The following is a 20,440-nucleotide window of genomic DNA, read 5'->3' on the forward strand; positions in this document are numbered from 1 at the left end:
TGAAGCGTGGTGGGACTCAGGGGAGCACCGCGGTCGGCGGCGTGGTCGGCCAGGTCATACGGATCAACCCGCCGTGCTCGCCGGCGGTGACCTCCACGTCGTCGACGAGGCCGCTGATGACCGCGAGGCCCATCTCGTCCTCCTCGGTCTCCGCGTCGGGATCCTCGGCGGCGCCACCGGGCGCGCGATGCCCGGGAGCCGAACGCGGCGCCTCGTCGCCGACCTCGATGGAGAACTGCTTCTCCTCCTCGATCAGCAGCACTTTGACCGGCGCCGTGATGCCGCCGCTCTGGTGCAGTCCGACGGCACGGGTGCAGGCCTCGCCGACAGCGAGTCTGACCTCGTCGAGGACGGCCTCGTCCACTCCGGCCCTGCGCGCCACCGCTGCCGCCACCAGTCGGGCGGTCCTGACGTGCTCGGGCAGCGCGCTGAAGCGGAGTTCAACGGTGGCCATGCATCCCCCTCGGAACTTCGGGCGTGCTGTCGGGGGACCGGGCTGCCGATAGCCCGGACCCCCTCATGAACTTCTTCCGTCCCGGGCACGGACGACTGATCACTGGCCCGGGCGCGGCGGTCAGTCTGTGGCCGCCACCGCTTCCTCGACCGAGGTGTGAATCGGGAACACCTTGGTGAGGCCGGTGATGCGGAAGATCTTCAAAATGCGCTCCTGGTTGCAGACCAGGCGCAGCGAGCCCTCATGGGCACGCACACGCTTCAGGCCGCCGACCAGTACGCCGAGACCGGTGGAGTCGAGGAAGTCCACGCCCTCCATGTCGACGACGAGGTGGAAACTCCCGTCATTCACCAGCTCGACGAGCTGCTCGCGCAGCTTGGGCGCGGTATAAACGTCGATTTCGCCACCGACCTTGACGATCGTGCGATCGCCGACGGTCTCGGTCGACAGGGACAGGTCCACGGATCCTCCAGCACCTTGCTATCGAGCGGTCGCCCCTCGGGTCACCTCGGCAGGGCCCGGGACGGTTCGCCAGCCGCGATGGCATTCAATCACTTACGGCAGGCGTGCACGACGCCTTGGTCCCATTGTCCGTCACGCCAGTGACACACTCGGTGCCGATGGCCAAGAATCACCGATCCGATCGACCCTCGACGGACCCCGCCTCGCGCCTCGCTCCGAGCACGGTCCTGGACCGGCTCGCCGCGGGGCCGAGCCGGGCTTCGCGCATCACTCATACGGAGCACTTGCCCCCGCGTGAGGGTCGCCATGCCGTCTGGCCCGACCGGATCCGTGCCGAGGTCATCGCGGCCGTGCAGGCAGCGGGCATCGAGCATCCCTGGGCCCACCAGGCCCGTGCGGCCGAGCACGCCCTGGACGGCGACTCGGTGGTCGTCGCCACCGGCACCGCGTCCGGCAAGTCCCTGGCCTATCTGGTCCCGGTCCTGTCGACCCTCCTGGACGGCTCCGAGGCGCCGAACGGCCGCGGCACCACCGCCCTCTACCTGGCCCCCACGAAGGCCCTTGCGGCGGATCAGCGCCGATCTGTGAAGGAACTTTCACAACCGCTGGGCAATTCGGTCCGGCCTGCGGTCTATGACGGCGACACGCCGTTCGAGGAACGCGAGTGGATCCGCCAGTACGCCAACTACGTCCTCACCAACCCGGACATGCTGCATCGCGGCATACTCCCGTCCCACCCCCGCTGGTCCTCCTTCCTGAAGTCGCTGAAGTACGTCGTCATCGACGAGTGCCACACCTACCGCGGCGTCTTCGGCTCCCACGTCGCCCAGGTACTGCGCCGGCTCCGCCGGCTGTGCGCGCGGTACGGCGCCTCGCCCGTGTTCCTGCTGGCCTCCGCGACCGCCGCCGAGCCGTCGGTCGCCGCCCGCCGCCTCACCGGCCTCCCGGTGGTCGAGGTCGCCGACGACGCCTCCCCGCGCGGCGAACTGGTCTTCGCCCTGTGGGAGCCCCCGCTCACCGAGCTCCAGGGCGAGAAGGGCGCACCGGTCCGCCGTACCGCCACCGCCGAGACGGCCGACCTGCTGACCGACCTCGCCGTCCAGGGCGTGCGCACGGTCGCCTTCGTACGCTCCCGGCGCGGCGCCGAGCTGATTTCGGTGATCGCCCAGGAACGGCTCGCCGAGGTGGATCGCTCCCTCGCCCGGCGCGTGGCCGCCTACCGGGGCGGCTACCTCCCCGAGGAGCGCCGCGCCCTCGAACAGGCCCTCCACTCCGGCGAACTCCTCGGCCTCGCCGCGACCACCGCCCTCGAATTCGGCATCGACGTCTCTGGTCTGGACGCGGTCCTCATCGCCGGCTACCCGGGCACGCGCGCGTCCCTGTGGCAGCAGGCGGGCCGGGCGGGCCGCTCCGGGCAGGGGGCCCTCGCCGTCCTGGTCGCCCGCGACGACCCCCTGGACACCTTCCTCGTCCACCACCCCGAGGCTCTGTTCGACCAGCCGGTCGAGTCGACCGTCCTCGACCCGGACAACCCGTACGTCCTCGCCCCGCACCTGTGCGCGGCAGCGGCGGAACTGCCGCTGACCGACGACGACCTGGAGCTGTTCGGTCCCGAGACCGAGAGCCTGCTGCCGCAGCTGGAGGCCGCGAAGCTGCTGCGCCGCCGGACCAAGGCGTGGCACTGGACCCGCCGCGAACGGGCCGCCGACCTGACCGACCTCCGGGGAGGCGGCGGTCAGCCGGTGCAGATCGTCGAGTCCGGCACCGGACGGCTGCTCGGCACGGTGGACGCGGGCGCCGCCCACACGTCCGCGCACGAGGGCGCCGTCCACCTCCACCAGGGCCGTACCTACCTGGTCCGCTCACTGGACCTGGACGACTCGGTCGCCCTGGTCGAGGAGGCCAACCCGCCGTACACGACGGTCGCCCGCGACACGACGTCGATCTCCGTCCTGGAGACGGACGTCGAGATCCCCTGGGGCGAGGGCCGCCTCTGCTACGGCTCCGTCGAGGTCACCAACCAGGTCGTCTCCTTCCTGCGTCGACGTGTCATCACCGGTGAAGTGCTGGGCGAGACGAAACTCGACCTCCCTCCTCGTACGCTGCGCACGCGTGCCGTGTGGTGGACGGTCACCGAGGACCAGCTGGACGCCGCCCGGATCAACCCGGAGATCCTCGGCGGCGCCCTGCACGCCGCCGAGCACGCGTCGATCGGCATGCTGCCCCTCTTCGCGACCTGCGACCGCTGGGACATCGGCGGCGTCTCCGTCCCGCTGCACCCCGACACCCTCCTCCCGACGGTCTTCGTCTACGACGGCCACCCCGGCGGCGCCGGCTTCGCGGAACGCGCCTTCCACACCGCCCGCTCCTGGCTGACGGCCACCCGACAGGCCATCGCGTCCTGCGAGTGCGACGCCGGGTGCCCGTCCTGCATCCAGTCCCCCAAGTGCGGCAACGGGAACGATCCGCTGCACAAGAGGGGCGCGGTACGACTGCTCACGGTGTTGCTGCGGAGGGCTCCGGAGGAGAAGGCGGAGGAGGAGCCGGGGATGGAGCGGATCCCTGGTCCGGTCCAGGAGCCGGCGCAACGTGGGGTAGGGGAGCCGGTGCGCGGTCCGGTCCAGGAACCGACGCAGGGTCCGTTCGAGGAACCGGTCCCTGGCCCGATCCAGGACCCGAGGAACGGTCCGGCCCGGGAGCCGGTCCAGGATCCAGCGGCACCGTCTCCGCAGGTCCCGCCCGTGCCCTGACCTCCGCCGCGAACGGGCCCCGGCCCGATCTCGCCGTCACGTCCGAGATCTCGCCCACGACATCGCACCGCGCCAGCCGCGTGCCCTGAGCTCTCGCCACCCGGTCCGCCCGGGCGCAGGCCGCGGTGCCGCCCTCCGCCCAGTGATCGGCCGCCGCCAGCGCTGCGAGGTCCGCGGCGCCCGCCGCACGATGCCGGGTCACGACGGCCTGCCCCAAGGCGAGGACGACACCGAACACCACACACAGCACGGCGATCGCACCGACGGTCCAGACGGTTGCGGACCCACGGTCGGAATACCGGTCGGCGGAGCCACCGTCCGAACACCGGTCGGCGGAGCCACGATCCGAACACCGGTCGACAGAGCCACGATCCGAACACCGGTCGACAGAGCCACGATCCGAACACCGGTCGACAGAGCCACGGTCAGAACACCGAAGGGCGACGAAGCCCCGGCGCAGACCGACACCGCCCACCATGCCCCGGGTCCTCAACTCCCCACCCCCACACTGTCCTCCGCCAACGCCACGGCCTCCTCCCGTACTTCGAAAGGCAACCCGTCCAGCGCCGGCGGCTTCGCCACGACCGCCACGCGAACCTGGTCCCCCTCCCGGCTGAGCGTGACCTTCGCGCCGCGAGGTGCCGCCTCGCGGGCCACTTCCACGACAGCGTCGGCCGGGTCCTGGCGGGCCGCCGCGCGGGCGCCCGCCCTGGCCGCGTCCACACACTCGATCTGCGCGACCACGGCGAGCAGCGCCCCCACCAACGCCATCGCGACGATCACCAGCACCGGCAGCACCACGGCCGACTCCGCCGTGACGAATCCCCGGTCCTTCTCCCGCTCACATCCCCGCATCGAGCGCCCGTTTCACGATGGCCTGCAGCTCGGCGTCGACCTGCCCGCTCGTGACCACCTTGTAGAGGACCACCGCGAACGCCACCGCCGCGACGATCCCCATCGCGTACTCGGAGGTGACCATCCCCGCGTCCCTCCGCGCCGCCCGCGCCCCGCACATCAGGGCACGCAGCCGCGCCCATACCGCCTTGTACATCTCAACCCCCGTAAGGTTCGGTTCTGTTGCTCTTCGGTTCTGTTGCTCACTCGCTGTCGGTCGTACGTCCTTCACACGCGCCGTACCGTCATCCACCACCCCCTCCCAGCACCCCACCCGCGAGCCCGATCACCACGGGCAGCACACCGACCGCGATGAAGGCGGGCAGGAAGCACAGCCCCACCGGAACGGTGACCATGACGGCCGCCCGTCTGGCCCGCGCGGTCGCGCTTCGGGCCCAGTCGGCGCGGGCCTGCGCCGCGAGGTGGGCGACGGGTCCGGCCGCCGGGATCCCGGCGACGTCGGCCCGCTCCAGCAGCCGCGCCAACGCCCCGGCCCCCGGCAACGACGCCAGCCTCCGCCAGGCCTCACCGCCGAGCCGTACCTCCGCCGCACCCCGCGCCAGCGCTTCCCCCACGGGACCTCCCAAGGCCTCGCCCACGGCCTGCGCCGCGATCACCGGACCGGCACCGGCGGCGATGCAGGCCGCCAGCAGATCGGCCGCGAGCGGGAGTTGACGCGCCGCCTCACCGACGTCGATCTCCTCGCCCCGCCCAGCGCCCACTTGCCGGCGACGCCACCGCCACAGCCCGACCGCACACACAAGCCCCACAACGACCCCGGCCACCCCGCCGACGACAGCCCACCCAGCGCCCAGAACTCCCGCCACCGGAGCCCACCGCCGCACGGCGCCCCGCACATCGACGTGCACCCCCGCGGAAGCCACCTCCAGCCCCAGCAACTCGGCGACCCGCCGCCGCACCCTCCGCTCACGCCGTACCGCCCCGACCCACCGCACCACCCACCCGAGCACCAGCACGGCCCCCAGAACCGCCCCCACCCTGTGGAAAACCTCCGCACTCACTCCGCCTCCTTTTCTCGATCCCGACCGATATCGACTGATCTCGCCTTACGCCGACCGATCTCGTCTGGTCCCCCAGCTGATTCCGACCGAGTTCACCCCGGGCATCAACTGCATCCGCCGTCACCGCTCACACCACCTCCGCCCCTCGCACAATCCGAGCAACCCACCACACCCCCACCACCTCCAGCAGCCCCCCGACCACCAGGCACCCGAACCCCGCCCCGGTATGCAGCAGGACATGCAGCGGGTCCGCACCGAGAGCCGTCCCGAGGGTGAGCCCGAAGGCCGGAAGCGCGGCGAGCATCACCGCCGTGGAACGGGCGCCGGCCAACTGCGCTCGCAGATCCGCCCGTTGGTCCCGCTCCGCACGCAACGCCGCCTCGAGCCGGTCGAGCCCCGCCGCAAGCCCCGCCCCCTGGTCCACGGCCACCCGCCAGCAGGCCGCGAGCCCAAGCAGCCCCTCGGCCCCCGGCTGTCGCGCCGCGCCCGCCAGCGCGCCCGGAACGTCCCCGCCGAACCTCGCCGCAGCCAGCACCGCCGCCTGCGCGCCCCCGAGCCCGCCGGAGTCGCGTGCCGCACACAGGAGTGCTTCACCCGGCTGGCGCCCGGCCCGCACCTCCCCGGCGAGTGCTGCGCACAACGCGATCACCCCGTCCGCGCGCCACTCCCGCGCCCGCCGCGCCTCCGCGGCCAGCCGCAGCCGCCGCAGCAAGGGCACTCCGGCCGCCCCCGCGACGAGCGGCAGCACCGACGCACCCAGCACCGCCAGCACCAGCCCGGCGGCCGGCGCCCACCACTCGACCCGCAGCCGACCGCGGAGCCGCCGCACCCGACCGACCGCATCCCGCCACGCGGGCGAACCGGTCCCCACCACCCCGCCGCCCGCGAGCAGCAACTCCGCCCGCCGCGCCCCGGAATGCCAGCCACCCATCAGCCAGACCAGAGCCCCGGCACACGCCACAGCAGCCCCCGCCGACAGCTCACCCATCCCGACCACTCCTCCGCTCCCCGGCACCGCACTCGTCCGCCGAATCCCCCAGCAACTCCCGCAGCCGCCCCCACCCCCGCTCCCGCACAAAGGCCTCCTCGCCCCACCGCAGTGCCGGCACCGTCCGCACCAGCCCTGACGGGTCCCGCTCCAGCACATGGACCTCGGCGATCCGCCGCCGCCCGGCCCGGTCACGCACGAGATGCAGTACGACCGCCAAGGCGGCCGCCAACTGGCTGTGCAGGGCGGCCCGGTCGAGCCCGGCCGCCGTGCCGAGCGCTTCCAGCCGGGCAGGCACGTCCGAGGCCGCGTTGGCGTGGACGGTCCCGCAGCCGCCCTCATGCCCCGTGTTCAACGCGGCCAGCAGATCGACCACTTCACGCCCCCGCACCTCCCCCACGACGAGCCGATCGGGTCGCATCCGCAAGGCCTGCCGTACGAGGTCCTCGAGGGTGACCAGACCCGCGCCCTCCTGATTCGCGGGCCGTGTCTCCAGCCGTACTACGTGCGGATGGTCGGGCCGCAGCTCCGCCGAGTCCTCGGCGAGCACGATCCGCTCGCCGGAGCCGACGAGCCCCAGCAGCGCGCTCAGCAGCGTCGTCTTGCCACTGCCGGTCCCGCCGCTGATCAGGAAGGACAGCCGGGCCTCCAGCAACGCCCGCAGTACCCGGTCCCCGCCGGGCGGCACCGTGCCCGCCGTCACCAGCTCGTCGAGCGTGAAGGCCCGGGGCCGTACGACTCGAAGGGCCAGGCACGCACAGCCCACGGCGACCGGAGGCAGCACCGCATGCAGCCGTGTCCCGTCGGGCAGCCTGGCGTCCACCCACGGCCGGGCGTCGTCCAGCCGCCGTCCGGCCACCGCGGCCAGACGCTGCGCAAGACGTCGTACGGCCGACGCGTCCGTGAAGGAAATCGTCGTCAGCTCCAGTCCGCCGCCCCGGTCGACCCAGACCCGGTCCGGGGCGGACACCAGGACGTCGGTCACCGACGGGTCGGCGAGCAGCGGTTCCAGCGGGCCGCTGCCGACCAGCTCGGACCGCAACTGCCGGGCCGCGCCGAGAACTTCGGCGTCCCCCAGCACCCGCCCCTGCTCCCGCAGGGCCTGTGCCACGCGCGCGGGTGTCGGCTCGGCACCGCTTTCGGCCAGCCACTGCCGTACGCCGTCCAGCAGTGGCCCGGAGAAGGTGTTCATGCGGCGTTCGCCTCCATCAGCGCCCGCTCCCAGAACCCCTTGCAGAACCGCGCCAGCGGTCCGCGTCCGGAGGCCCCGGGCGGCGACTTGCTCTCGTGCGGACGCAGCAGCCCGGATTCCACGGGGACTTCGCCGGCCAGCGGCAGTCCGAGCAGCCGGGCCACCTCGCGGTCGTCGAGGCCGGGCGCGTACGGTCCGCGCACCGCCACCCGCAGGTCGCGCAGGACCATGCCGACGGCGGAGGCCACCCGCCCGGCGGCGGCGACCGCGCGCAGTTCGGCGGGCACCACGAGCAGCCCGACATCGAGCTGCGCGAGTACCTCGGCGACGCCGTCGTCGATACGGCGGGGCAGATCGACCACGACCGTGCCGCCCCGGCGTCGGGCGGCGGCGAGCACCGCGCGTACGGCCTGCGGCGGGACGGCGATACGGTCGCCGCGATCCCAGCTGAGCACCCGCAGCGAGTGCAGCCGCGGCAGCGACTCCTCCAGGGCGCCCCCGCCGACCCGCCCGCGCGAGGCGGCGAAGGCGGGCCAGCGCAGGCCCTCGGCGGTCTCGCCACCGAGGAGGACGTCGAGTCCGCCGCCCAGCGGATCGGCGTCGACGAGGAGGGTGCGCAACCCCTCCCGCGCTGAGGTGACGGCGAGAGCGCACGCGAGCGTGGACGCGCCGGCCCCGCCACGGCCGCCGATGACGCCCACGGTGAGCGCGGGACGCCCCACGCCCTCCGCCACGTCGGCGATGCGGTCCACCAGCCACTGCTCGCCGTCGGGCAGCATCAGCACATGGTCGGCGCCGATCTCGACGGCCCGTTTCCAGACGCCGGGGTCGTCCTGGTCCCGGCCGACGAGCACGATGCCCCTTCTGCGCGCGGCCCCGCGCACCCGCCGCACCGCGTCGTCCCCGACGAGGATCAGCGGCGCCGCCTCCCAGCGGCCTCTGGGCTCGGGCACCCCGTGGTGCACCTCGGGTGTGGCACCGGCCGCCGCGCACAGGCGCAGCAGGTCGTCGAGCAGATCGGCGTCTTCCGTGACGATCAGCGGTCCGCCCTGTCGCCCTCCGGCGGTGGGCTGCGGATCGTGAGTGACGGCTGCGGCCACGATGTCCATCCCCCTTCCCGCGGGCCCACACAGGACCCGCGACACACCTCTCGCGCAGCCCCTGAGGCCCCGCGATTCCCAAACGTGTGAAGAACCGGCATCCGGCCTCCATATGGACGGCCGATAGGAACCGGCCAAACACGCCCGACAAACCGGAACCGGCCATGAAGTCGGCCCGGTCGGGGCGCGCTGGAATCACGGTGCAGCGAACCGGGAAATCGTGTGGATCTTGGTCGATAACTGTGGACAACTCGACGGTTGTGAATATCGCCGTCACCCATACCGGTGACCCCTGTACTGCTCGCTGTGCGACTTCCACAGAGCAGTCCCACGACTACACGCAGTCACAGATCATGAGCATGCCAATGGCCCGGGGGCGACTGCCTCGCGATGGCCCTACGGCCGTGAACAGAGGGAGGAAAACGCATCCGGACATGCGACGACCCCCGCCGGGGGGGAGAGCGGGGGTCGTCTCCACGGCCGACTCGGGGGGGGGAGGAGCCGGACCGGGTTAGCACGGTCGCGAACGATCCGTGACTTCCATGGTGTACCCGAGAGCCCTCTCAGGCAAACCCACGCGCCCACCTTACGCCGAATGGGCTCCCCCTATGCTCAGGGTTGTGGAAAACCACTCCTTGCCCCGCACAGCGGCCTTCTTTGACCTGGACAAGACGGTCATTGCGAAGTCGAGCACGCTCACCTTCAGCAAGTCGTTCTACCAAGGCGGGCTGATCAACCGCAGGGCCGCCTTGCGCACCGCATATGCCCAGTTCGTCTTCCTCGCGGGCGGCGCCGACCACGACCAGATGGAGCGGATGCGGAAGTACCTGTCCGCGATGTGCCGCGGCTGGAACGTCCAGCAGGTGAAGGAGATCGTGGCCGAGACCCTTCACGACCTGATCGACCCGATCATCTACGACGAGGCCGCCTCCCTCATCGAGGAGCACCACACCGCAGGACGGGACGTCGTGATCGTGTCCACGTCGGGTGCCGAGGTGGTCGAGCCCATCGGCGAACTGCTCGGCGCGGACCGGGTGGTCGCCACCCGCATGGTCGTGGGCGACGACGGCTGCTTCACCGGGGAGGTGGAGTACTACGCCTACGGGCCGACGAAGGCCGAAGCGGTCAGGGAGCTGGCCGAATCCGAGGGGTACGACCTCGCGCGCTGCTTCGCCTACAGCGACTCGGCGACCGATCTGCCCATGCTTCAGGAGGTCGGCCACCCCCATGCCGTGAACCCGGACCGCACGCTGCGCCGTGAAGCACTCGCGCGCGGGTGGCCGATCCTGGATTTCCACCGCCCGGTACGGCTCAAGCAGCGGATGCCCACCCTCTCCGTACCGTCGCGTCCGGCGCTGGTCGCGGCAGCCGCCATAGGGGCCGCGGCGGCCACCGCGGGCCTCGTCTGGTACGCCAGCCGGCGTCGGGCCACAGCTGCCTGACCTGCTCCGTCGCCGCCACGCGCGCGTGCTCGACATATCGGCGACCGTTTAGTACGCCTTTGAACATAAAAGTAAAGAAGTGCAGCCACCACTTCCGCTTACCCGGGACCTGGAGTACAAAGGACTCAACGGCCCGCGAGACCAAGGACATCCGAGAGGATCACCTTAATAACGCATTTGGCCCCACGGACCGAGCATGGACACCGGGCACCCACGCGACGTCGACCCGTCGATTACGGGCCAGCCGCACCAGGTGACGGGCGAAGTCCCGACCTGATGGGCAATATCTCGAGGACGCTTGGTACCCCGGTGGACATGCCAGCGGCGGTACGAGGACTCGTACCGCCGCAACCCTTCAAGCCCCCTTCGGGGGGCTTTTTCATGCGCCTTTTCTTACTGCATTCCTACTGCGCCGGCCCCGCGACTCACCTGCTACGCCGCCCCGCGCTGCAGCGCCTCGCACACCGCCACCGACTCGCGCGCTCCCAGCTCGACAGCCCTGCCGCAGTGGGCGATCCAGGCGGCCATGCCCTCCGGAGTGCCCGAGACATAGCCGTCGAGCGCCGCCAGATAGGCGGCGCGGCCCAGTTCCGCGTGGCCGACCTCCGCCGGACAGACCGACTTCGGGTCGAGACCGCTGCCGACCAGGACGATGCGCGCGGCCGTGCGCGCGACCAGGCCGTTGTGGGAGGTGAAGGGCCGCAGCGCGAGGAGTTCCCCGTGCACGACCGCGGCCGTGACCAGTGCGGGTGCGGAACTCCCCGCGATGATCAGCTCGGACAGGCCGTCCAGCCGCCCCGACACTTCGGCCGCGCTCGGCAGCTCCAGTTCGACCAGCGGCTCGTCGACCGGCTCGCCCTCCTGGCGGGGCCGCCCGACCTCGTCGGAGTCGCTCGCCGCGGCCACCAGATGCAGCCTGGCCAGCACACGCAGCGGTGACTGCCGCCAGACGGACAGGAGTTGACCCGCCTCCGCGGTCAGCCTGAGGGCCGCACCCATCGTGCGGGCCTCGTCGTCGCCGCTGAAGTCGGTGCGCCGGCGCACCTCTTCGAGGGCCCAGTCGGCACCGGACAGCGCCCCGGAGCCGCGGGCGCCGCGCAGCGCCGCCTCGGAAGTGATCTCGTTGCTGCGGCGCCGCATGATCCGGTGGCCGTAGACCCGGTCCACGGCCTTGCGCACGGACTCCACGGACTCGGCCACTGTGGGCAGCGAGCCCAGGGCCGCGAGCGGATCGGCGGCCGCACCTGTCGTACTCATGAGTACGACACTAGCCACACCGGGCGCGCACCCCACGATGGAGTGGTCTTCTTCACGCCCGTCTGCCACCGACAGCTATCGCCGCACTACCCTTCGTGAACATGAAAATTGCTTTCGTCGGGAAGGGCGGCAGTGGCAAGACCACGCTGTCCTCCCTGTTCATCCGGCATCTCGCGGCCGACGGCGCACCGGTCGTCGCGATCGACGCGGACATCAACCAGCACCTCGGGGTCGCGCTCGGCCTGGACGAGACGGAGGCGGGCGAACTGCCCGCCATGGGCGACCGGCTGCCGATGATCAAGGACTATCTGCGCGGCATCAACCCCCGCATCACCTCCGCCGGGACGATGACCAAGACGACGCCGCCCGGGGAGGGCTCACGGCTGCTGCGGGTCCGCGAGAACAATCCGGTGTACGACGCCTGCGCCCGGCCGGTGGAACTCGACGGCGGCGCCGTCCGTTTGATGGTCACGGGCCCCTTCACGGACGCCGACCTGGGGGTCGCCTGCTACCACTCCAAGACCGGAGCGGTGGAGCTGTGCCTGAACCACCTGGTGGACGGTCGCGACGAGTATGTCGTGGTCGACATGACGGCGGGCTCGGACTCCTTCGCCTCCGGGCTGTTCACCCGCTTCGACATCACGTTCCTCGTCGCCGAACCGACCCGGAGGGGGGTCTCCGTCTATCGCCAGTTCAAGGAGTACGCCGCCGACTTCGGGGTCGCCCTGGCGGTCGTCGGCAACAAGGTGCACGGCCAGGAGGACCTCGACTTCCTGCGCGCCGAAGTCGGGGACGACCTGCTGGTGTCGGTGGGGTACTCCGACTGGGTGCGGGCCATGGAGAAGGGCCGGCCACCCCGGTTCGAGTTCCTGGAGGACGCGAGCCGCCGCGCCCTGCGCCTGCTGCGGACGGCCGCCGATGCGACGTACGAGCTGCGCGACTGGGAGCGCTATACGCAGCAGATGGTCCACTTCCATCTGAAGAACGCCGAGTCCTGGGGCAATGAACGCCTCGGGGTCGACCTGGCCGCGCAGATCGACCCCGGATTCGTGCTCGGCGAGGGCATCGGCACCCCCGTGTGACGGCTCCTACCGCCGGCCCGCCGGTGCCCCGGGCGCGCCCTTCGGGGCCGGGGCCGGGTGGGCGGACAGGAAGGACGCCCAGCCCTGCTTCGGGGCCTCGCCGACCTTCAGGGTGCGCAGCTTGCGCAGCGTGGTGGGGTCCTGGGCGTCCAGCCAGTCGGCCAGTTGCCGGAAGGAGACACAGCGCACCTCGGGCTTGGTGCACACCTCCTCGATGACCTCCTCGACGGCCCGCATATAGGTGCCGCCGTTCCAGGACTCGAAGTGGTTGCCGATGATCAGGGGCGCGCGATTGCCGTCGTAGGCCCGGTAGAAGCCCTTGAGCAGGCCGTCCCGCATCTGGTCGCCCCAGTAGTCGTACTTGTCCGGGTCGCCCTGGGTGGTGGTGCCGGACTGGTTGACCATGAAGTTGTAGTCCATGGTCAGCTGTTCGTAGGTGTGCCCGGGGAACGGCACGAGCTGCATCGACAGATCCCACAGGCCCAGCTTCTTCTTCGGCCAGACCTGGTCGTTGACGCCGCTGGTGTCATAGCGGAAGCCCAGGTCGCGGGCCGCCTTCATGAAGTTCTCCTGGCCTTCCAGACAGGGCGTGCGGGCGCCGATGAGTTCCTTGTCGTAGTCGAAGGGCAGCGGGGCCGCCTTTCTCATGCCGGTGTTGGTCTTCCAGGACTTCACGAATCGTTTCGCCTGGGCGATCTCGTCCTTCCACTCCTCGACCGACCACTCGCCGACCCCGTCGCGGCCGCAGAAATGGCCGTTGAAGTGGGTGCCGATCTCATTGCCCTCCAGCCATGCCAGGCGCAGCTGCTTGGCGGTGTCGGCGATGCCGCGGTCGTCGTTGAAGCCGATGTCGGAGCGGCCGGGCGCGTGCTGCGGCGGTCTGTAGAGGTCTCGCTTTCCCTCGGGCAGCATGTACACGCCGCTGAGGAAGTACGTCATCGTCGCGTCGTTCCTCTTGGCGACCTGGCGGAAGTGGGAGAACAGCTTCTGGCTGTCCTCGCCGGCGCCGTCCCAGGAGAACACCACGAACTGCGGGGGTTTCTGACCGGGCTTCAGACGTTCGGGTCTGGCCAGATGCGGCTGGGCTCCGGTGTACGCGGTGGAGCCGTCACCGATCAGACGGACCACGCTCTTGGGCGCCGCCGCCGGCTTCTGTGGGCCGGGAGCTCCTTGTTCTGGGCCCTGGGAACCTGTGTCCTCCGCCGTACAACCGGCGAGGGACGCGGCACAGGCCGCGGCGGCCACGGCGCCGGCGGCGATCCTCTGGGTGGCGGCCATACTCCGCCCACCTTTCCTTCTCTCAGGCCAACGCTGATGAGTCGAACTCGGGTGATGTGCCGGGAAGGGCCGACAGTGGCGCCAAGATCGCACGGGACAGAGAAGGAATTAATATGACAAGCCGATAAAAAGCTCGCTTCACTCATGAGAGTTATGCATTAGCCCATTTGCTCGAAAAAACTATGCTCGCCCTTTACTCTCCATTACGATCCATTTACCGAGCGTTGATTCATCCCGCCGCTGCACGCCGTGACCCACGGCCGCGACCCGACCCCCCGCCACCGAGCGGAGGACCACCAGATCCGCGACCGCGCTGCCCCGGAGGAGACGGGAACCATGTCAGCCTGCGTCCCCACCCGCCCATCCGATTCCCCCCGGCCCGAGCACGAGCCCCACAACCCTCCGCCGTCCCGGCGCCGCTTCCGCATCGCGGGCGCCGATGTGTCGGCCTCGATCGCGGTCTTCCTGATCGCTCTGCCCCTGTCCCTCGGCATCGCCCTCGCCACCGGCGCGCCCCTTCAGGCCGGACTGGTCGCCGCCGCCGTGGGCGGGCTCGTCGCCGGACGCCTCGGCGGCGCTCCACTCCAGGTCAGCGGCCCCGCGGCCGGCCTGACGGTGGTCACCGCCGATCTCATCCAGCGCTACGGCTGGCGTACGACCTGCGCCATCACCGTGCTCGCCGGTCTCGCCCAACTCGGCCTGGGCTTCCTGCGCGTGGCGCGCTCCGCGCTCGCCGTGAGCCCCGCCATCGTGCACGGCATGCTCGCCGGCATCGGCGCCACCATCGCCGTCGCCCAGCTGCACATCGTCCTCGGCGGGACCCCGCACAGCTCGGTCGTCGACAACGTGCGCGAACTGCCCTCCCAGCTGGCCGACCCGCATCCCACCGCCCTGTCCATGAGCGCCCTGACCCTGGCCGTGCTGCTGGTCTGGCCGCGGATTCCGGGCCAGGCGGGCCGGGTCGTACGAGTGCTGCCGGCGCCCCTCGCCGCCGTGGCGACGGCGACGGCGGTGGCCGCTCTCGCCGGGTTGCGGCTGCCCCGGGTCGACCTGCCCTCGTGGAGCAGTCACGCCCTGGCCGGGCTGCCGGAAGGCCCGGTGCTCGGGATCGTCGCCGCCGTCCTGACCATCACCCTGGTCGGCGGAGTGGAGTCCCTGCTGTCCGCGGTGGCCGTGGACAAGCTGGCCGCCGCCCGGACTCAGTCACCGCCCGTGCCGCGCGCCGACCTCGACCGGGAGCTGCGCGGCCAGGGCGCCGCCAATATCGTCTCGGGCGTGCTCGGCGGACTGCCGGTCACCGGGGTCGCGGTGCGCAGCGCGGCGAATGTCCGATCCGGTGCCGTGAGCCGGAACTCCACGATGCTGCACGGCGTTTTCGTAGTAGTCGCCGCGCTGCTGATGGTCCCGATCCTGGAGCTCATCCCGCTCGCCTCGCTCGCCGCCCTGGTGATGGCCGTCGGCATCCAGATGGTGTCCCTGCACCACATCCGCACGGTGACCCGCCACCGAGAAGTGCTGGTGTACGCCGTCACCACACTCGGCGTGGTGCTCCTCGGCGTCCTGGAGGGCGTGGCCCTGGGGATCGCCATGGCCGTCGCCGTCGCCCTGCACCGCCTCACCCGCACGCGCATCACGCACGAAGAGAAGGAAGGAGTCCATCACGTCCATGTTCGAGGGCAGTTGACGTTCCTCGCGGTGCCGCGGCTCAGCCGCGCCCTGCATCTCGTCCCCGAAGGGGCCCATGCCGTCGTCGAGTTGGACGGCTCCTTCATGGACCATGCGGCGTACGAGTCACTGCAGGACTGGCAGAACGCGCACACCGCGCACGGCGGCACCGTCGAGGTGACCGGCCGTCGCACCGGGGTCAGGATCGCCGAGCCAGTCGGCACCGGTAGCGGTGAGCACGCCGGCTGCCGTTGCCGTCCCTGGACACCGTGGCGCAACCACCAGTGCGAACCCCCGCGATCCAAGGCCACGCCCGACGGGCAGCCGACCGGCCTCGCCGAAACGGTCGAGGTCGGGCCCAGCGGCCATGAACTGGCCCGTGGCATCGACGCGTTCCACCGCAACACCGCGCCCCTGGTGCGGGGCGAGCTGGCCAGACTGGCGCGCGAGGGACAGCAGCCGGTGCAGCTCTTCCTCACCTGCGCCGACTCACGGCTGGTCACATCGATGATCACATCCAGTGGTCCGGGCGATCTGTTCGTGGTGCGCAATGTGGGCAACCTCGTGCCGCCCCCCGGTGAGGAGAGCGGGGACGACTCGGTGGCGGCGGCGATCGAGTACGCGGTGGAGGTACTGAAGGTGCGGTCCATCACGGTGTGCGGGCACTCCGGCTGCGGAGCCATGCAGGCGCTGCTCTCCTCCGAGACCAGTGGCGTCCAGACGCCGCTCAAGCGGTGGCTGCGGCACGGGGTACCCAGCCTGGAGCGGATGGCCGACGACAGCCGCCCCCAAGCCCGGCTGGCCGGACGCCGGCCCGCCGACGCGGTCGAGCAGCTCTGCCTGACCAATGTGGTCCAGCAGCTGGAGCACCTGTGCGCCCACGAGTCGGTGAGCCGCGCGCTGCGCGAGGGCTCGCTGGAGTTGCACGGGATGTACTTCCACGTGGGCGAGGCGCAGGCGTACCTGCTCTCCGAGTCGGACGGGGGCGAGGTGTTCGACTGGGTGGGGGCGGCGGACGTATCGGCGTGACCAGGGATGTGAGAGGCGTTACACCATCTGAACTCGCCGGCTTCACCGTCCGTGGGAAGGGATGAACCCGGCCACCGGAAAGCCGCTACGGGACCGGGCCGATAGGTCTAAACCAATTACCGGTCGACCCTTGTCATCCGGCCCCCCGGTCTGATGAGCTGTGGCCTGGGACACAACGGACACCCTGGGAAAGGGAGATGTCGTGAGCAACGAAAGCCTGGCCAACCTCTTGAAAGAGGAGCGACGCTTCGCGCCGCCCGCTGACCTGGCCGCGAACGCCAATGTCACGGCGGAGGCGTACGAACAGGCCAAGGCTGACCGGCTCGGCTTCTGGGCCACGCAGGCCCGGCGGCTGACCTGGGCCAAGGAGCCGACCGAGACACTGGACTGGTCGAACCCGCCGTTCGCCAAGTGGTTCAAGGACGGCGAGCTGAACGTCGCGTACAACTGCGTCGACCGGCATGTCGAGGCGGGACACGGCGACCGGGTCGCCATCCACTTCGAGGGGGAGCCCGGCGACAGCCGCGCCATCACCTACGCCGAGCTGAAGGACGAGGTCTCCAAAGCCGCGGGCGCCCTGCTGGAGCTGGGTGTGCGCAAGGGCGACCGGGTCGCCGTCTATATGCCGATGATCCCCGAGACCGCGATCGCGATGCTGGCGTGCGCCCGGATCGGCGCCGCGCACTCGGTGGTCTTCGGCGGCTTCTCGGCGGACGCGCTCGCGACCCGTATCCAGGACGCGGACGCCAAGGTCGTCATCACGTCCGACGGCGGCTACCGGCGCGGCAAGCCGTCCGCGCTGAAGCCGGCCGTCGACGAGGCGGTCGCCAAGGCGGGCAACGTCGAGCATGTGCTCGTGGTCCGCCGCACCGGCCAGGAGGTCGCCTGGAACGACGAGTTGGACGTGTGGTGGCACGAGATCGTCGACCGGCAGTCCGCCGAGCACACACCGGAACCCTTCGAGGCCGAGCAGCCGCTGTTCATCCTCTACACCTCCGGGACGACGGGTAAGCCGAAGGGCATCCTGCACACCTCGGGCGGCTACCTCACCCAGGCCGCGTACACCCACCACGCCGTCTTCGACCTCAAGCCGGAGACGGACGTGTACTGGTGCACGGCCGACGTCGGCTGGGTCACCGGGCACTCGTACATCGTCTACGGGCCGCTGGCCAACGGCGCGACGCAGGTGATGTACGAGGGCACGCCGGACACCCCGCACCAGGGGCGGTTCTGGGAGATCGTGCAGAAGTACGGGGTGACGATCCTGTACACGGCGCCGACCGCGATCCGTACGTTCATGAAGTGGGGCGACGACATCCCCGCGAAGTTCGATCTCTCCTCCCTCCGTGTCCTCGGCTCGGTCGGTGAGCCCATCAACCCCGAGGCCTGGATCTGGTACCGCAAGCACATCGGGGCCGACCGGACGCCGATCGTGGACACCTGGTGGCAGACCGAGACCGGCGCGATGATGATCTCGCCGCTGCCGGGCGTCACGGAGACCAAGCCGGGTTCCGCTCAGGTCCCGCTGCCCGGTATCTCCGCGACCGTCGTCGACGACGAGGCGCGGGAGGTGCCCAACGGCGGCGGTGGCTATCTGGTGCTCACCGAGCCGTGGCCGTCGATGCTGCGCACCATCTGGGGTGACGACCAGAGGTTCCTCGACACGTACTGGTCGCGGTTCGAGGGCAAGTACTTCGCCGGTGACGGGGCGAAGAAGGACGACGACGGTGACATCTGGCTGCTCGGCCGGGTGGACGACGTCATGCTCGTGTCCGGGCACAACATCTCCACGACCGAGGTGGAGTCGGCGCTGGTCTCGCACCCGTCGGTCGCCGAGGCGGCCGTCGTCGGTGCGGCCGACGAGACGACCGGCCAGGCCATCGTCGCCTTCGTGATCCTGCGCGGCACGGCGTCGGAGACCGAGAGCCTCGTCGCCGACCTGCAGGGACACGTCAGCGCCGCCCTCGGCCCCATCGCCAAGCCGAAGCGGATCCTGCCGGTCGCGGAGCTGCCGAAGACCCGCTCCGGCAAGATCATGCGCCGCCTGCTGCGGGACGTGGCGGAGAACCGTCAGCTCGGCGATGTCACCACGCTGACCGACTCGACCGTCATGGACCTCATCCAGGCGAAGCTTCCGGCGGCGCCGAGCGAGGACTGAGGACTGAGGACTGAGGACTGAGCGAGGCCCTCAGGGGCACCCGGTGACAAGCGCGCCGGGTGCCCCTTTTGCGTCTAGCGTGAAGATCCCCCCGACGAGCCCGGCCGCATCTTAGGTAAGCTAAGCAAACCGTCAAGAACGTAACAACGAATCAAGGTGCGCCGGGAAGTCTGGTCGGCATGTGTTCCGTCCTGCCCACCGACCGGAGGTCTCCTCGTGGCCGCGCCCACCCGCAACAGGGAAAACGCCAGCACCCGCAAGGTTTTCGGACGTCTGTCCCTGCCCGAGCGAACCTTCGTGGCGGACGCGCTGCGCGCCGAGACGGTCGGCGGTGTGCTGCTGCTCCTCGCCGCGATCGCCGCGCTGATCTGGGCGAACATCCCCGCGCTGCACGACAGCTACGAGAGCGTCAGCCACTACCACCTCGGCCCCGAGGCGCTCGGCCTGAACCTGTCGATCGAGCACTGGGCGGCCGACGGACTGCTCGCGGTCTTCTTCTTCGTCGCCGGCATCGAGCTCAAGCGCGAGCTGGTCGCCGGTGACCTGCGCGACCCCAAAGCCGCCGTGCTGCCCGTCGTCGCGGCCCTGTGCGGGATGGCCGTACCGGCGCTCGTCTACACCCTCACCAACGTCACCGGCGGCGGCTCACTGGCCGGCTGGGCCGTGCCCACCGCCACCGACATCGCCTTCGCGCTGGCGGTGCTCGCGGTCATCGGTACGTCCTTGCCGAGCGCCCTGCGCGCCTTCCTGCTCACCCTCGCCGTCGTCGACGACCTGTTCGCGATCCTGATCATCGCGGTCTTCTTCACCGACACCATCGACTTCGCCGCGCTCGGCGGCGCCGTCGTCGGCCTGCTCGTCTTCTGGCTGCTGCTGCGCAAGGGCGTCCGCGGCTGGTACCTCTACGTCCCGCTCGCCCTCGTCATCTGGGGGCTGATGTACAACAGCGGCATCCACGCCACGATCGCGGGCGTCGCGATGGGCCTGATGCTGCGCTGCCACCGCCACGAGGGCGAGGACCACTCCCCCGGCGAGCGCATCGAGCATCTCGTACGGCCGCTGTCGGCGGGCCTCGCTGTGCCGCTGTTCGCGCTGTTCAGCGCCGGTGTCTCTCTTTCAGGGGGCGCCCTGGGCGACGTATTCGCCCAGCCGGAGACGCTCGGCGTGGTGCTGGGTCTGGTCGTCGGCAAGGCGGTCGGCATCTTCGGGGGTACGTGGCTGACGGCACGTTTCACCAGGGCTTCGCTCAGCGACGACCTCGCCTGGCCGGACGTGTTCGCGGTGGCCTCGCTGGCCGGCATCGGGTTCACCGTCTCGCTGCTGATCGGCGAGCTCGCCTTCGACGGCGACGCGGCGCTGACCGGCGAGATCAAGGCCGCGGTGCTGATGGGCTCGCTCATCTCGGCGGCTCTGGCGACCGTCCTGCTGAAGGTACGGAACGCCAAGTACCGCAAGATGTGCGCGGACGAGGAGCGCGACGACGACCTCGACGGCATCCCGGACATCTACGAGGAGGACGACCCGGCGTACCACCTCCGGATGGCCGGCATCTACGAGCGCAAGGCCGCCGAGCACCGCCGGATCGCCGAGTTGATGACCGCGGAGAACGGCACGGGCATGCCGAAGTGACCACCGGGGCAGGCGACGGGGACGACGGTCCGGCATGA

At 70.8% G+C, this 20,440-nt stretch carries 16 protein-coding genes and 1 pseudogene; 6 read left to right on the forward strand and 11 right to left on the reverse strand.

Features of this window, described 5'->3' with window-relative positions; genetic code table 11:
• Positions 1-16 precede the first annotated feature (16 nt).
• Positions 17-454: an ATP-binding protein gene (locus OG828_RS22530; RefSeq protein WP_328359736.1), complete on the reverse strand. Its 438-nt coding sequence runs from the start codon at positions 452-454 to the stop codon at positions 17-19.
• A 120-nt stretch (positions 455-574) separates the two neighbouring features.
• Complete coding sequence (gene bldG, locus OG828_RS22535; RefSeq protein ID WP_097267104.1) at positions 575-916, reverse strand: anti-sigma factor antagonist BldG; 342 nt, start codon at positions 914-916, stop codon at positions 575-577.
• Positions 917-1,074: 158 nt separating this feature from the next.
• On the opposite strand from bldG, the gene OG828_RS22540 reads away from it, so the two are divergent.
• Positions 1,075-3,666 (forward strand): DEAD/DEAH box helicase, encoded by a 2,592-nt coding sequence (locus OG828_RS22540; protein ID WP_328502121.1) that lies wholly within the window; start codon positions 1,075-1,077, stop codon positions 3,664-3,666.
• Here the strand turns inward: OG828_RS22540 and OG828_RS22545 are convergent.
• The 7 genes and pseudogenes from OG828_RS22545 to ssd form a co-directional block, all read right to left on the reverse strand.
• Positions 3,608-3,922, reverse strand: a pseudogene (locus OG828_RS22545) (Rv3654c family TadE-like protein); the annotation flags it as partial. The gene OG828_RS22540 and the pseudogene OG828_RS22545 sit on opposite strands and share 59 nt — an antisense overlap.
• A 233-nt stretch (positions 3,923-4,155) precedes the next feature.
• The gene (locus OG828_RS22550; RefSeq protein WP_328502122.1) at positions 4,156-4,521 is read right to left on the reverse strand and encodes a TadE family type IV pilus minor pilin; all 366 of its coding nucleotides are present in this window, start codon (positions 4,519-4,521) and stop codon (positions 4,156-4,158) included.
• Positions 4,508-4,717, reverse strand: a complete 210-nt coding sequence (locus OG828_RS22555; protein ID WP_210577896.1) for a DUF4244 domain-containing protein — start codon at positions 4,715-4,717, stop codon at positions 4,508-4,510. The genes OG828_RS22550 and OG828_RS22555 overlap by 14 nt, the downstream gene beginning before the upstream one ends.
• An 88-nt stretch (positions 4,718-4,805) precedes the next feature.
• The gene (locus OG828_RS22560) at positions 4,806-5,582 is read right to left on the reverse strand and encodes a type II secretion system F family protein (RefSeq protein ID WP_328359746.1); all 777 of its coding nucleotides are present in this window, start codon (positions 5,580-5,582) and stop codon (positions 4,806-4,808) included.
• Between the two features lie 127 nt (positions 5,583-5,709).
• Complete coding sequence (locus OG828_RS22565; protein WP_328502123.1) at positions 5,710-6,570, reverse strand: type II secretion system F family protein; 861 nt, start codon at positions 6,568-6,570, stop codon at positions 5,710-5,712.
• Positions 6,563-7,762 (reverse strand): TadA family conjugal transfer-associated ATPase, encoded by a 1,200-nt coding sequence (locus OG828_RS22570; RefSeq protein ID WP_328502124.1) that lies wholly within the window; start codon positions 7,760-7,762, stop codon positions 6,563-6,565. Before OG828_RS22570 ends, OG828_RS22565 begins: the two co-directional genes overlap by 8 nt.
• Positions 7,759-8,871, reverse strand: coding sequence for a septum site-determining protein Ssd (gene ssd / locus OG828_RS22575; protein ID WP_328502125.1), 1,113 nt, complete (start codon positions 8,869-8,871; stop codon positions 7,759-7,761). The genes OG828_RS22570 and ssd overlap by 4 nt, the downstream gene beginning before the upstream one ends.
• A 599-nt stretch (positions 8,872-9,470) precedes the next feature.
• Between ssd and OG828_RS22580 the strand changes: the two genes are divergently transcribed.
• Positions 9,471-10,304, forward strand: a complete 834-nt coding sequence (locus OG828_RS22580) for an HAD family hydrolase (protein WP_328359758.1) — start codon at positions 9,471-9,473, stop codon at positions 10,302-10,304.
• A 432-nt stretch (positions 10,305-10,736) separates the two neighbouring features.
• On the opposite strand, the gene OG828_RS22585 is transcribed toward OG828_RS22580, so the two are convergent.
• The gene (locus OG828_RS22585; RefSeq protein ID WP_328359761.1) at positions 10,737-11,561 is read right to left on the reverse strand and encodes an oxidoreductase; all 825 of its coding nucleotides are present in this window, start codon (positions 11,559-11,561) and stop codon (positions 10,737-10,739) included.
• Positions 11,562-11,662: 101 nt separating this feature from the next.
• On the opposite strand from OG828_RS22585, the gene OG828_RS22590 reads away from it, so the two are divergent.
• Complete coding sequence (locus OG828_RS22590) at positions 11,663-12,643, forward strand: ATP-binding protein (protein ID WP_328502126.1); 981 nt, start codon at positions 11,663-11,665, stop codon at positions 12,641-12,643.
• Between the two features lie 6 nt (positions 12,644-12,649).
• Here the strand turns inward: OG828_RS22590 and OG828_RS22595 are convergent, their stop codons facing one another.
• Positions 12,650-13,921: a hypothetical protein gene (locus OG828_RS22595; protein WP_328502127.1), complete on the reverse strand. Its 1,272-nt coding sequence runs from the start codon at positions 13,919-13,921 to the stop codon at positions 12,650-12,652.
• A gap of 336 nt (positions 13,922-14,257) precedes the next feature.
• On the opposite strand from OG828_RS22595, the gene OG828_RS22600 reads away from it, so the two are divergent.
• The 3 genes from OG828_RS22600 (at position 14,258) to nhaA (ending at position 20,402) form a co-directional block, all read left to right on the forward strand.
• Positions 14,258-16,615 carry a bifunctional SulP family inorganic anion transporter/carbonic anhydrase gene (locus tag OG828_RS22600; RefSeq protein ID WP_328502128.1) on the forward strand — a complete coding sequence of 786 codons (2,358 nt, stop codon included), beginning with the start codon at positions 14,258-14,260 and terminating at the stop codon, positions 16,613-16,615.
• Positions 16,616-16,817: 202 nt separating this feature from the next.
• A complete protein-coding gene (gene acs, locus OG828_RS22605; RefSeq protein WP_328502129.1) occupies positions 16,818-18,773 on the forward strand; it encodes an acetate--CoA ligase in 1,956 nt (651 codons plus the stop codon).
• A gap of 216 nt (positions 18,774-18,989) precedes the next feature.
• The gene (nhaA, locus tag OG828_RS22610) at positions 18,990-20,402 is read left to right on the forward strand and encodes a Na+/H+ antiporter NhaA (protein WP_443060168.1); all 1,413 of its coding nucleotides are present in this window, start codon (positions 18,990-18,992) and stop codon (positions 20,400-20,402) included.
• Positions 20,403-20,440 lie beyond the last annotated feature (38 nt).

It is taken from the genome of Streptomyces sp. NBC_00457 (assembly GCF_036014015.1).
Taxonomy (GTDB): domain Bacteria; phylum Actinomycetota; class Actinomycetes; order Streptomycetales; family Streptomycetaceae; genus Streptomyces.